Raw genomic sequence first — 13448 nt, 5'->3', positions numbered from 1 at the left:
TTAAAATATAGATAGACGAAAGACGTGGTTCGACAAGCTCACCAACCTAGACGATAGATAATCTCATCGTATGGTCTTCGAAAAAGGCCGCCTTAGCATATCTTTTCGGTAGGTAAATATAGAAAAAGACTATACCTTGTCAATGCGTTTATGCAAATATTTGCATAAATTTAAAATCAACCGACGGCTAAGCATCCCTTTTTTCTATCTTTGTGGCCGATGACACCCGCGCGCAACAACATGGCCCTCTGGCATATCCTCGCCATCGCGACGATTGCGTTCTGGGGCACGAGTTTCGTGAGCACGAAGGTGCTGCTGAATCACGGTTTTACCGCGGTGCAGATTTTTACGTTGCGGTTCGCGGTCACCTACCTTATCCTGCTCGCGGCATCCCACAAGAAGTTCCGCTGCAAGAACTGGAAGCACGAAATCATCCTGTTCGTCTGCGGTATCACGGGCTGCACGCTCTATTTCTGGGCCGAGAACACGGCCCTCTCGCTTTCACCCAGCAGCAACGTCTCGCTCATCGTGTGCACGAACCCGCTGCTCACCATGATTTTCGGGGGCATCCTGTACAAGGCGGAGCGCCTCGGCAAGCGGCAGGTTGTCGGGTGCCTGATTACGTTTGTCGGGATGGTGCTCGTGGTGCTGAACGGGAAATTCATCCTGAAACTTTCGCCCGTGGGCGACATGCTCGCGTTCACCTCGTCCGTCATGTGGGCCATCTATTCGCTGGTCGTGCGCCAGTTCAACGGCGTGTATTCTACTTTGTTCATAACCCGCAAGATGTTCTTTTACGGGGCACTCATGTCGCTGCCCGCGCTATTCTTCGAGGCGGGTGGCGATATCCACAAAACGTTCGATATCCCGTGGCAAAATTTCGCGGAACCGGTCGTATCGTTCAACTTCGTCTGCCTCACGGTTTTCTCGTCGCTGCTCGGCTACCTCGCATGGAACAAGGTGCTGAAGCAGCTCGGCACGGTGCTCGCGAGCAACTACATCTACGCCATCCCGCTCGTCACCATCATCACGGCGGTCATCGCCCTCGGGGAACGCATCACGCCTGTCGCCATCGCGGGTGCGGTAGCGATTGTCGCGGGCATGGTCATGGCCGAGATGAAACGCGGTTCCTAGTCCGCGCTTCCTGATTTACTATTCCTTGACGCAACGCACGGCGTAGGCATAGTACCCGCGCTGCATGGATTCCTTCTCCATGTCGTACTGGTTCGAGAGTATCCAGGCGTAGTGATTCATGTTGTCTTCGCCCCAGAAATAGGCCTTGGTGCCCTCGCCGTCGCATTCGCCCGTCTTGGCGCGGTAACCTGCCGGGAGAGCGGAGAACCCGCTTGCGTTCGTGGCCGTTACGTTGTCTCCAAAAATCGTATTTTCCCATTCACCCACAGCGCGCAGGGAGCCGTTGTTGTCGCCGAACTCGCTCTTCGCCGTAGTGGTCAGGTCGCGCCAGTCGTCCGCAGTGGGGAGGCGCCAACCCTCGGGGCACACGGCCGTCGCGGCGTATTCCTGGTAAAGGCGGCCATACTTTTCGCAGTTCGCGGGAATGCCGTCGTAGCAGAAGCTTGAATCGATGGAACCCGTGGCGGTAGCACTGTTGTCATAGTTCAGGTTCTCGGCCATCCACGTGAGGCTGCCGATTTTCACGGTCTTGTAGCTCTTGCCGTCGCGGGAATCGGCGAGCGTGCCGTATTCCACGTTCGAGACGGCTGCGCTAGATGAACTGGACACACTTGTCTCGCTGCTGCTCGATTTTTCGCTACTACTCAGAACGACGTCCTTCGGTGTGGCGCTGGAGCTTGAAACCAAAATAATTTCGCCATAACTAGTAGGGCCAACGCTGACGCGGTCATACGCATTCGAAGAGGCGGGGTCATTTTGCGGGCCGGAAGACGAATCGGAATCGCAGGCGACAAGCGCAATCCCGAAGGCAAGAGCCGCGATTACAATGCTGCTGGAGCGTTTGAAGTTCATATTATCTTCTCCTACAAGTATTTTGTGTGCAATAAACAAATATAAAAACTAAATTTGACGCTGCAATGGTTTCTCGAAAATGTCTGATGGTAGCCTTGGGGCTTGCGACGGTGGCGGCGATGCTTGTCACGGCTTGGTGGTCTTTGCGCCCCGAAATCCCACCGGAAGTTCAGGAACAGATTGAAGACGATCTTGAAAAATGCGGCGGTGAACTGAAAGAGGCCCGCTGTGCGGTGAACGGCGTTGACGACTGGATATTCCTGCAGGAAAGTCTTGTCAACCTGGTGGTGGACTGGAAAGAAAACTTGAATTCCTTTGTCGCCTTCAACGATTCGCTGGAAGTGCGCGGTATCAAGCTGGTTGTGGTGCCGGTTCCGGACAAACTGCAAATCGAGGCGGAACATTATTCGGAAGAATTGTCGGGTGGGATTGTTGCTCCGCAATATGAAGAATGGGTGGATGCTTTGCAGGACGAAGGTGTTGTCGTTGTAGATGCCGTGGAGGAGTTTCTCGAAAAGAACGAGGAAACGCCCATGTTCGAGGCGTACGAAAGCCACTATACCAGCGCTGGCCGGCAATTGCTTGCCCAGATGATTGCCGATACCATCAACGAGATGGATTTGGATGTCCCGAGGGGAGAGTGGTTCCTGCGCGATACGGTTGTCCCCGGCTCTGGGAATCTTTACCACCTGAAGTATAACAGCTATCCCGATTACGACGTGCGTGTGCTGAAGACCGTAGATGCCGAAGGTAAACGCTACCATGGTTCCAAGGACGCTCCCATCGTGGTTATCGGCGACAGCAATGCCGATTTTGGCTGGAACAGTTCTTCCAATATCGGCGCTTACATAGCGCAGGCGACAGGGATAAAGACCTTTACCCGCAGCCGAATCGGTGGGGGGAACCTGGGCCCGACCTTGTTCAAGGGCCGTTCAAAATTCCTGGAAGGCAAAAAGATGGTTGTCTGGGTATTCGACGGCCGCGAGCTTTACGGCGATTTCAGCATGCCGGAATTCTAGCTCTAGTGGATATCCATCTTCGAGAAAAGATTCAGCACGGCAACGCCGGAAATAATCAGGACGAGCCCGATAATGGCGCCCAAATCCGGCATCTGCTTGAAAAAGAAAATGCCGCTGACGGTAATGAGCGCGATGCCGAGCGCCGACCAGGTGGCATATGCGATGCCGATGGGGATAGTCCGCATGCAAAGGCTTAGCAGATAAAGCGACGCCACGTAGCAGACGAGCGATGCGATGGAAGGGACGAGTTTGGTGAACTGTTCCGACATCTTGAGCAGTGTGGTGCCGGCGGCTTCCGCAACAATGGCGAGGATAAGGAATACGTAGTTGAGCATAGGGAGAATATACAAATTAATTGTTATATTGTAACCATGCCGAGTTCAGAGAAGTTTCGTGACCACGTTTTGGAGCAGTTCAATGGGGAGCTGCTTGAAGGTGGTTTCCGCGTGACCACCCGCAAGATGATGGGCGAGTACATTCTGTATGCCGACGGGAAAATCTTCGGCGGGATTTACGATGACCGCCTGCTGGTGAAGCCCGTGCCGGCGGCTGTGGCGATGCTCCCCGGCGCAAAGAAGCAATTACCCTACGATGGTGCGAAGCCCATGCTCCGCGTGACCAACGAACAGATTGAAGACAGCGAATTTTTGGCGAAGCTTCTGGACGCGATGCTGCCGGAAGTGCCCGCCCCGAAAGCGAAGAAGAAATAATCCCGACGAACGCACGGAATTTGCTGATAACCTACGCTCATTTTCAAGTGCGTTAATATATCTTCATGGATATGGGGGTTAGGTATGTTCTCGCCGAAACACAATTTGCGGATTGTTCTAGCATGCGTGTGCATGCTTGTTTTTCCGGCATGGGCGGGTTCCTCGAATTCGAACAGTGATGATAAGCCTTCTGTGCTGGATGTGATTTTTGGTATTGCCGAATGGGCGACTTCGTGCAGAGACGACGATTATGATTGTAAAAAGCGCCAAGGTGAATATCACAAGCGCGAAAATGATGAAAATGCGCGCCGAGCCAAGGAAAATCAGAAAAAATGGCGCGAGAAGAATCGAAATTACAAGACGGGCTACTTGGGAATTGCGCTGACCATGCCTTTCTTTGCTGAAGAAAAAGATGTGGCGGGAGGTGCGGAACTTGTTTGGGCTTTTGTTTCCCGGTTTGGTGAACTTTTTATGTCGTTTGGTGGCGGCACTAATTTATCGATGGCATTTGTCGATGCAAACGTCTTTTACAGGCCGCCAATCGACATGAACGGTATTTGGAAAATCGCGCCCGAAGTTGGTATAGGCATCTCGTCTTATGAGCTGTTTGACAACGATGATTATGTTGAACCGTTGTTCCACTACTCGCTGGGCATCCGTTACGAGCATACCCTGCAAAGCCGCAAGAACATTATCGAGGACGAGGATGTGCTTATCAACGGCGTGAGCGCCGGTTGCGCCGTGTGGATGAACTACGCCGATTTTGCCGGCGTCAAGTGCGACATCCGATTAGGGCTGTATTTGTAAGTCCGTTTTATTTGATGAAGTCCACGAATTGTTGGATGGAATGAATTCGGTTTTTGCCTAGATATTCTATTTTATAGATAATGGCCCGCGGAATTTTATGGATTGCTTTGACGGTATGCGCCCTGCTGCTTGCGGGGTGCTCAAGTCATCCGCCTTCTGCAGCGCAGTTTATGAATGTGAAAGAAGACGGAACTGCTATTGTTATCGGAGGGACTGCTAAAGTCGGTGACCTCCATCGAGGCAAGAATCGGTTGCAGAGTGACTATTCTGATGTAGAACTCTTTGGTGATTTAGATGTTTCTCTTTTGTTTAGATACAGCCATTTGGTTCTGGGACTTTATTCGGAAAATCTTTATTCGATAAGCGGCCTTGCTGGTTCCCGATGGGAATACGTAGGCGTTCAAGGCTGGTTCGGTATGTCTGTTTTAGTGGTTGACAAGCAAGTCCCTATTTACGGCGGATTGATGTTGATCGAAGAATATCCTGTAAGTAAAAATCTTAGAGTGGGGCTAAGTGAACACATTTCGCGTAATGCCCACGGTGTAGATAAGAATGAAGCTGGTTTAGGTTCTCCGGCTACGGGTTTTTATCATGAGTTTGGTACCGGAATTTATTTGGCGTATAAGGCCTTTTCGGTAGAGTTGCGATATGGACGGGAAATTGATGAACCGAGAAATCGCTTTTATTTTATGATAAATTATGGCTTTGATTCTGATGGCTAGTTTTTTAAAAAGGGCGGTCCCCCCCCCGTCTATGCCTTTACGAAAAGCAGTTCTTGACGCATGCTTCGAGGATTGCGGCGAATGCGAGCAGGGTTATGCCGTACTTGGGGCGGAGCCTCTTGATTATGGGGAAGAACGCGTTGATGATGTACAAAGTAGATGCGACCAGGTAGCCTAACGCGATGATGTATGCAGGCTGGCCCAGGCCGGAATAGAACAGGCCGTCGTATTCCCCGCGGGCGAAAGTTTCTAGGGAAAAGAAGAAAAGGAACGATGCGATGCTCAGGGCAATCTTGAAGTTCCTGAGCCAGAAATCCTCGGGAGGGAGGTTCGCTGACGGATCCTTGTCTTTCCAGATGTGCTTATTGAAAAAGGGGATGCATGTCGAATACCAGATGAAAATCCCGATTGCGGGGAGGAACTTGGCAAATTCGAAAACGTGCCAAAGTTGAAGGCTCTTGATTACGGAGGGGTCGCTGGCGATGGTGAACAGTAAACCGTCTTCAGGGCGGCCGCGTGGTCCGCGAAGTAATGCGAAAACGAAGATTGCGAATACGATGCCGATGAGTATCAGGAATTGCTTAAATCCCCTTTTGTCGGGCAGGGGCTGCGGCTGCTTGAGGATTTTTTCCTCGTAAATTTTGAGATCTTTTTCGGTAAAATGCACCATGTTACGCAATAAATGTAACATAAACGGGGAGAAATTTTTTTTCTCGGGGCAATTTTTGTATTTTAATGTCCGTAAAAATCATAGAGGTTAACTAAATGGATATTCAGGAACTTTCGGAAAAGGTTAGGCAGCAGAGCGCATTCTGCATGAACTTGCTGCGTGAAGTGGAAGGGACGGTGATTGGCCAGAAGGCTCTGGTGGAAAGCATTTTGACGGGTATTTTGGCCGACGGTCACGTGCTGCTGGAAGGCTTGCCGGGCCTTGCCAAGACGACTGCGGTGAAGGCTTTTGCCGATGCCGTGTCGCTCGACTTCAAGCGCATCCAGTTCACGCCCGACCTGTTGCCGGCCGACTTGCTGGGTACCACGATTTACAACGCGAAGGAAGCGAAGTTCGAGACCCGCAAGGGCCCGCTGTTTACGAATCTGGTGCTGGCCGATGAAATCAATCGTGCTCCCTCGAAGGTGCAGAGCGCCTTGCTCGAAGCGATGCAGGAACGCCATATCACCATCGGTGACGAGACGTTCAAGCTGGACGAGCCGTTCCTGGTGCTTGCCACGCAGAACCCCATCGAGCAGGAAGGTACGTATCCGCTGCCCGAAGCTCAGGTGGACCGTTTCCTCTTGAAGGTGAAGGTCAGCTACCCGAACAAGGCCGACGAAATGAAGATTCTCGATGCCGTCGCCGGTGCGGGACTCCGCCAGCCGCAGGCCGTCGCCACGAAGGAAGATATCCTTGCCGCCCGCCAGCTGGTGAAGCAGGTGTACGTGGACGAACGCGTGCGCGAATACATCGTGAACCTGGTGCTTGCTACCCGCGATCCGGGCAGCATCAAGCGTAGCGACTTGGTGGGCTTTGTGGAAGTGGGCGCTTCGCCGCGTGCATCCATCGGCCTTGCCCAGGCCTCGAAGGCCCACGCATTCATCCAGGGCCGCGCCTACGTGACGCCGGAAGACGTGAAGGCCGTCGCCATGGAAGTGCTCCGCCACCGCATTATCCTGAGCTACGAGGCCGAAGCGGAAGAAGTCTCCGCCGAGACTGTCGTGCAGAAGATTCTGGATTCTGTTGAGGTTCCGTAAACTTCGCGGTCATCTTTGGTGCATTAAACCCGCGCAGTCATTCTCAAAAGTTTAAAATCCCCAGCCGAGGTGTCCGGGGATTTTTTGGAGGTGTGTTGCTTCGAGAGTTATCGCCTTACGGCCTTGAATATCCCGAGGGTCCTGTTGCCTTGCGAGACTTTGACGAGGTAGGCGCCTTGACGCAGGGTGATGTGGAGTTCGTTCCCCTGCGCGGCGCGGAATTCCGCGATGCGGTGGCCTTGCATGTCGAAGATGCTGATATCGTGCGCGCCGCCGTCGATGCCCTTGAGAAGGAGCGTGCTACCGTCGATACGGCCGCTAATTGCGTTGCGCGGTGTCAAGGATTCGACGGCGGTGGTGCCCTCGGTTCCTTCCGCGCTGGAAGATATGCCTTCTGCTGCGCTGGAAGACTGTGGCCCGACGATTTCTGCGCTTGAGGAGTTGACGTCGGCGAAGGATTCTTCGCGTAGTCCTCCGACAATCTCGATATCCGGTTTCGGGGGCATGTCCATGCCGTAGCCGAGGAAGTAGTCGAGCATGCTTGCCTGCACATAGCCCTTCGCAGTAGTCCCCATGCGGTAGCAGGGGTTCTGCATCAGCGAGTAGAAGCGGTGTTCGCTTGCGATGTCTGTCGTGAATATCACGAGTTCCTTCGTGTCGTAGTTCACGAGGATTGATTCTTCGCGCCAGTCACCGAAGATATCCCCGTGGAACATTCCCACGCCCCTCTCGCTCCCGCTGCTGCCGTAGATTTTCCATGTGGTTGCCACACGGCCAACCGACTTGTTCTTGTAATCCCACTTTTCGATTTTTCCGTCATTGTAGCTTTCTGCCGCGAGATCCCCGTCCCACCAGTAGCGGAGTACGGGGTACAGGTAGTTGCTGGCGATAAGTTTGTTGGTGACGCCGTTGTAGGTTCCCTGGAAACTCCAGACTTCGAATCCGTCGTAATCGGGGTCGATGTCACCGATGTTCCCGCGTGCGACGTCGCACTGGCCTGCGCAGGACTCGTCGCCGTAGTGGGTCCAGATGACCTTGCCGGTGGAGGCGTTGTAGTAGTATTCGAGCAGGTTTTTCGGATGGTCCTGCTGTATTCCGTAGCCCATCATCACCTTGTCGCCCTTGTTGAATGCCCCTACGTACCAGCGGTCACCGTGAACGACTTCGGGAATCTGGTAACGCAGGCTTCCGTCGCCGTTCAGTGCGTAGCCCATGTGCAACACTTCGTCCTTGCCGTCGTAATCCACATCGGCGATTCTAATCTGGTGCGCTTCGGCTCCGCCGCCGCTTTTGCGCGCATCGTGCTTCCACTGCTGCGTGAGCTTTCCCTTCTCGACGCGGTAGGCGACGGTCATGCTGTTGAAGCTCTTGTCCGCATTCCTGTTCTTTATCCACGTGACGACGCTCGGATTTTTTCCGTCGAGATAGGCGATTTCCATCATGCAGGCCATCGGACCGATCGAGATGTAGTCATCGGGGACAGGAGCGTATGTTTTCAGTGCGCCGGTACGCCCGTCCAGGACGGCTATGGCCTGGGCGTTCGTTCCACTGAGCGTGAATTTTTTGCCATCACCGAAGGTGACACCGTCGGCTATTCGTACGATAACGTCGGCAAAGCCGTCGGAATCGATATCATAGACGGTTGCCCCGTCCCACATGCCCACGTCGAGCGTTGATGCGCCCGGTGTAATGTTGTTCTTGTTCTCGCTGTTCGGGCCAAGATCAAGAGTCCACAGGTGCTTTCCCTGGCTCGAGTATGCCTGCAGTTGTTGGTGGTCGAGTGCGGGCTGGTCGAGCAGGTAGTCGTATGCGCCATCCCCGTCAAAGTCGCCCACCCACACGAAATGGACGGTGGATGTGATATTTGGGACGGGAACGGTGACATACGCTCCGATTCCCTTGTTCGCGGGCATGGTGTAGCTGCCGTTTGTTCCGAGTTCTACGCCGTTCAGTACCTTCTTGACGGAGTAGGTGTTGGCCTTCGAAAAGTCGGCGGTACCGTCGGTGAAATTTGTACCCTTGGTAAGTACGGTCTGGTTCAACTTGACGGTTTTTCCGTCAGTTGTTCGGTAAACGTTGAATCCGAGGTCGCTTTCGTCGGTGGCGAGGCTTCGCCAGCTGACAAGTGCGCTGTAATTGTTCTGCCGTACGGCGACAACGCCCCTGTCCAGGTATTCAAATTGCCTTTTGACGAGAGCCTCGCCTGCGGCGAGAGATTCGCTTGCAATGCCTGCCCCGGCAATGCATGTGGCGAGAAGGGTCTTGCGTAACATGGGTTACTCCTTTTTGATTTTTTTAACATCCCTGATGACGATACTACGTAGTGTACTACCTTTTTATCGTCAATGTACTACAAAATGTACTATAAAAATTTATAAAATGCAAGAAAAAAATTAAATAATTCTCAATTTTTAGCAAAAAAATGGGTAAATAACATATATTTTTGTTTTTACTATACTATGTACTACATTTTTATGTATATTTAATATCATGAATACCTTCGTAAACATTTTCGAGTTTACCAAGTTCCGCAAGTTCCTGGCCGAATACCAGGAGCGCCGTCAGGCGGCGGAGCCTTCGTTTTCGCGTACTGAGTTCTGCAACTTGCTGGGGCTCCCGAATACCCGCAGCTATTTCAACGACGTGGTGCAGGGCAAGCGCGTGACCGACAACATGCGCGAGCGTTTTATAAACGTTATCGGGCTCAAGGGGAACGAGGCGAGGTATTTCGAGGCGATGGTCGATTTCGACCAGGGGAAGACTGCCCAGGTGCGCGAAGCGGCGTTTGATGCCATGATGCGCCTGAACAAGAACCCGCAGGCGATTGTGGACCCGGACAGCTACGAGTTCTTTGGCAACTGGTATAATAGTACTGTCTACGCGATTCTCGAGGTGATGGATGTGGGCGACGACGTATCGGAACTTGCGGCGAAGATTTTCCCGCCTGTATCCGAGAAGCGCCTGAAGGCAAGCCTTGAACTCATGCAGAAGATGTCGCTCGTGCGCAAGGACGAACGCGGGTTCTGGAAGCCGACGAAGGATAGCCTTGCCACGGTGCAGCAGAGCAAGAGCCAGATGGTGCTCCAGTTCCAGAAGCAGTGCCTGGAACTTTCGAAGCTGGCGCTGGAATCCGAAGGGAGCGAGTCCCGCGACATGACCACGTTCACGTTCGCGGTGTCGAAATCCGCGCAGGCGAAGGTCGAGAAGGCTGCCGAAAAATTCAAGGCGCAGGTGCGCCAGATCGTGATGGCCGATAACGAGACGCCGACCGTCGTGGAACATGTGAACCTGCACGTGTTCAGCAACATCCGCGAAAACAATAAACCGTCCGGAACGGGCGAGGCGTAGGGAGGAAGGCGTTTATGGGATGCTTTAGGAATATCTTTGATGCGGGGCGACTCGCGTTCGCTTTTGCCGCGGTGTGCGTGCTCGCCTTCTTTGCGGGCTGCAGCAATACGTCTTCTACGGATTCCGCGGGAATCCTTATCGAGACAAATACCGGTAACAAGGGCGTTGCGCGGATTCTTGTTTCTGTCGAGAACCTGGATGTTGTCGTGGGCGATACCGTCGTGGTGTTCAAGGCCAACGCCGATACCGTAGGCGATACTTTGTATGTAGATACGGTGGACTACAGGCATGTGGCGACCTCGATTGAGTGCGCGTCGGGCGTGATGTCGCTCGATAGCCTGCCCGTGGGCGATTACGAATCCGTTTCGGTGCACCCTCTGGAGGGTGACGTGCGTTCCGTGGCGGTATCCTGGAGCGTCGAGGAAAATTCCACGAATATCGACCGTGCACTGGATGCGGAATTCAAGGGCGCTGTCGCGCTCGTGCTTCCTGAGGGTTTTGTGGATTTGGCCTCGTCGGATGAAGTGTTTGAGGATATGCCTTTCGCGGTCCGGCTCCCGGATGTGAAGAATCCCTGCCTGCTGGATGCTGACGGCAACATGGTGCGTCTCAGCCGCGCCGAACTTGCGGACGCCCCCACGGCAAAGGCTTCTGATTCCGCTGTTTATTGGGGCGTGCTGCCGCGGGTAGCCTTCGACGAGAATGGCGCGATTTCCCTTGACATCGTGGAATCGTGCCAGTCCAGCGACCGTATTGATTTGGCTCTGGCCCGCTATGTGGAGCATTTTGATTCTGTTGCGCCGTCCGAAGCGGCGCTCGCCACCGGCAACGAGCTTGCGTCTGTGCTCGGCAATTCACGCTGGGTGGATTCTACCGACAACTGGTTCTACATTCCCGATTTCAAGCCCTTCTCCGAAGACGGCAACTACATGGGGCTTTCCATTTGGTTCAATATCGATTCCATGCAGGTGAGCGAGTACGCGCAAATTATTTCTGCCAAGAATGACAGTACGGGTTTTGCACTGCAGAAGCGCGGTGCTACGGGTGCGGTGAACCTCAGGCTCGATACCAGGACGGGGGCGTATAACGCCCTGTTCGGCCGCGCAAACGGGGTGCTCGACGGTAAGTGGCATAACTACTCGTTCAAGATTCACGGCGATAGCGTAACCACGTTCATTGACGGAACGCTGCTGGAATCCAGGCAGTTTGATTCGGGCGAAGGCTTTGCTGCCGCATTCAACCCCACAATCGGTTATGGCGGTATCCGCGGTGGTGTCGACGAGGTATTCTTCTTCGATGGTACGCAGTCCAACAACTGGATGCGGCTCTTCTACGCCCTGCAATATGCGGTTATAAGGGAATAAACGGGCGTTTAAGGCGCCTTTCGTGGTGCATCTTGCGAAATGTAGACTTTTTTTAAGCAAAGTGTTGTTAAAACCTCATCATATTATTCTAAAATATTGTAAAACTATTGACTTTTAATTGCAAAAAGTGTAGATTTTTTATATATTCTCTGGAAAGGAGTGTGGTATGGGTGTATTGGAAACATTCAGGGCGGCGTGTGTCGCCTTATCTCTCGCGGCTGTTGCCGCATTTGCGGCCTCGGTCGCCGTTCACGATCCTTCCGTCATTGTGGTCTATAAGGACGCGGGCGGGAATTCGTATCCTGAAAACGATGCGGCCAAGTCGCGGACGAAGTATTATTACATATTCGGGACCATGAACGGGGCGGCATATTCCCGCGATATGCTGGACTGGACCCCGTTTACGCCGCAGCTTTCGAGGGACGGCAAGGTGTATGTCACTGGCAACGAGGCCAGGGACGATTACTACAGCGTGTTCAAGGCGGAAGCCGACTATGCGGAACATACGAATTCCGCGACCGCCAAGGGGAACCTGTGGGCGCCCGATATCGTGTGGAACAAGAAGCTGAAAAAGTGGTGCCTGTACTTTTCGATGGCGGGCGAGGACTGGAAAAGTTCCATTGTACTCCTGATATCCGACAAGATCGAGGGGCCGTACGAGTACAAGGGTGCGGTCGTCTACGGCGGGATGGACAAGCAGACGGCGGGTTCTGCCGCCAATGCCGACTACGCGAAGGTGACCGGTTCTTCGACAATCGACGAGCGTTACTATATCGCGAACAACGGTGTCACTAATTTGGGCAAGTGGGATGGCGGCTATGGTTCCAGCTGCATCGACCCGAACGTGTTCTACGACGAGGACGGAAACCTGTGGCTCCTGTACGGTTCGTGGAGCGGCGGGCTTTTCTTGGTCAAGCTCGATGAGTCTACCGGTCTCAGGGACTATTCGTACAAGTACGGGAACAATGGCGCTGCCAAGTGGAGCGGGACTTCGATGCTCGAGGACCCTTACATGGGCATCCACGTGGGTGGCGGTTATTATGTGAGTGGCGAGGGTTCGTACATCCAGTATTTCAAGGATGCGGATGGCAATGGCTACTACTACCTGTTCGTGAGTTACGGGTTCTATTCGCCCGAGGGCGGCTACACCATGCGCGTGTTCCGCAGCAAGGACGTGAAGGGGCCCTATGTCGATGTGGATGGGACTCCTGCGATTTTTGAAAAGTTTATCCTGAACTATTGGGGCAATACCGACCGCGGATTCCCGATTGTCGCGAATTACCGCTGGAGTTTCTGGGCCGAAGACCGGGCCGAAATTGCGGATGGGCACAATTCGCTGTTGCGCGACGACGATGGCGGCATGTATCTGGTTTATCACCGCAAGTTCAACAACCATACGGGTTGGCACAATGTCGAGACTCACCAGCTGTTCTTTAACAGGATGGGTTGGATTGTGGCGGCACCTTTTGAGTATCACGAGGGTTACGGGCTACCGGCGCGTGCGCTCGACCGCAGCGATATCGCGGGCCCGTACAAGGTGATTATGCATAACCCGCCCAGGAACAACCCGCAGACCTGGGAAGATTCCGTGGCGGTGAACCAGGAACAGAACATGCAGCTCAATGCCGACGGTACGGTGACAGGCGCCTACACGGGAACTTGGGATTACGACTATGCGAAGGGCCGGAGCTACGTGACGCTCACTCTGGGTGGAACTGTCTACGAGGGCGTGGTGCTTGACCA

Annotated in this window: 13 protein-coding genes; 9 read left to right on the top strand and 4 right to left on the bottom strand. The window is 53.5% G+C overall.

The window, feature by feature from the left end:
* Positions 1-219: 219 nt before the first annotated feature.
* Positions 220-1134, top strand: a complete 915-nt coding sequence (locus tag B2310_RS06385) for a DMT family transporter (protein WP_290729740.1) — start codon at positions 220-222, stop codon at positions 1132-1134.
* Between the two features lie 18 nt (positions 1135-1152).
* Here B2310_RS06385 and B2310_RS06380 read toward each other — a convergent pair whose 3' ends face one another.
* Positions 1153-1986 (bottom strand): FISUMP domain-containing protein, encoded by an 834-nt coding sequence (locus B2310_RS06380; protein ID WP_290729737.1) that lies wholly within the window; start codon positions 1984-1986, stop codon positions 1153-1155.
* A gap of 65 nt (positions 1987-2051) precedes the next feature.
* On the opposite strand from B2310_RS06380, the gene B2310_RS06375 reads away from it, so the two are divergent.
* Positions 2052-3005 carry an alginate O-acetyltransferase AlgX-related protein gene (locus B2310_RS06375; protein WP_290729734.1) on the top strand — a complete coding sequence of 318 codons (954 nt, stop codon included), beginning with the start codon at positions 2052-2054 and terminating at the stop codon, positions 3003-3005.
* Between the two features lie 2 nt (positions 3006-3007).
* Here the strand turns inward: B2310_RS06375 and B2310_RS06370 are convergent, their stop codons facing one another.
* A complete protein-coding gene (locus B2310_RS06370) occupies positions 3008-3340 on the bottom strand; it encodes a DMT family transporter (RefSeq protein WP_290729731.1) in 333 nt (110 codons plus the stop codon).
* Positions 3341-3376: 36 nt separating this feature from the next.
* Between B2310_RS06370 and B2310_RS06365 the strand changes: the two genes are divergently transcribed.
* From B2310_RS06365 to B2310_RS06355, 3 genes are all read left to right on the top strand, one after another.
* A complete protein-coding gene (locus tag B2310_RS06365) occupies positions 3377-3715 on the top strand; it encodes a TfoX/Sxy family protein (protein ID WP_290729729.1) in 339 nt (112 codons plus the stop codon).
* An 84-nt stretch (positions 3716-3799) separates the two neighbouring features.
* Positions 3800-4522 carry a hypothetical protein gene (locus B2310_RS06360; RefSeq protein ID WP_290729726.1) on the top strand — a complete coding sequence of 241 codons (723 nt, stop codon included), beginning with the start codon at positions 3800-3802 and terminating at the stop codon, positions 4520-4522.
* An 80-nt stretch (positions 4523-4602) separates the two neighbouring features.
* Entirely contained in the window at positions 4603-5244 is a 642-nt protein-coding gene (locus tag B2310_RS06355) for a hypothetical protein (protein ID WP_290729723.1), read from the top strand.
* A gap of 37 nt (positions 5245-5281) precedes the next feature.
* On the opposite strand, the gene B2310_RS06350 is transcribed toward B2310_RS06355, so the two are convergent.
* Positions 5282-5914, bottom strand: a complete 633-nt coding sequence (locus B2310_RS06350; RefSeq protein WP_290729720.1) for a hypothetical protein — start codon at positions 5912-5914, stop codon at positions 5282-5284.
* A 95-nt stretch (positions 5915-6009) separates the two neighbouring features.
* On the opposite strand from B2310_RS06350, the gene B2310_RS06345 reads away from it, so the two are divergent.
* A complete protein-coding gene (locus tag B2310_RS06345; RefSeq protein WP_072807678.1) occupies positions 6010-6993 on the top strand; it encodes an AAA family ATPase in 984 nt (327 codons plus the stop codon).
* Positions 6994-7100: 107 nt separating this feature from the next.
* Here the strand turns inward: B2310_RS06345 and B2310_RS06340 are convergent, their stop codons facing one another.
* Positions 7101-9266: a T9SS type A sorting domain-containing protein gene (locus tag B2310_RS06340; RefSeq protein ID WP_290729717.1), complete on the bottom strand. Its 2166-nt coding sequence runs from the start codon at positions 9264-9266 to the stop codon at positions 7101-7103.
* A gap of 217 nt (positions 9267-9483) precedes the next feature.
* On the opposite strand from B2310_RS06340, the gene B2310_RS06335 reads away from it, so the two are divergent.
* The 3 genes from B2310_RS06335 to B2310_RS06325 all read left to right on the top strand — a co-directional run.
* Positions 9484-10341, top strand: coding sequence for a TIGR02147 family protein (locus tag B2310_RS06335; RefSeq protein ID WP_290729714.1), 858 nt, complete (start codon positions 9484-9486; stop codon positions 10339-10341).
* A gap of 14 nt (positions 10342-10355) precedes the next feature.
* Positions 10356-11705 (top strand): LamG-like jellyroll fold domain-containing protein, encoded by a 1350-nt coding sequence (locus B2310_RS06330; protein WP_290729711.1) that lies wholly within the window; start codon positions 10356-10358, stop codon positions 11703-11705.
* Positions 11706-11871: 166 nt separating this feature from the next.
* Positions 11872-13448, top strand: a 1577-nt coding sequence (locus B2310_RS06325; protein ID WP_290729708.1) for a glycoside hydrolase family 43 protein, incomplete at its 3' end; no start/stop codon positions are given.

Source organism: Fibrobacter sp. UBA3629, assembly GCF_002374005.1.
GTDB lineage: Bacteria > Fibrobacterota > Fibrobacteria > Fibrobacterales > Fibrobacteraceae > Fibrobacter.
Note: the sequence above shows the minus strand (reverse complement) of the source record. Positions and strands in the feature narration are given on the sequence as shown.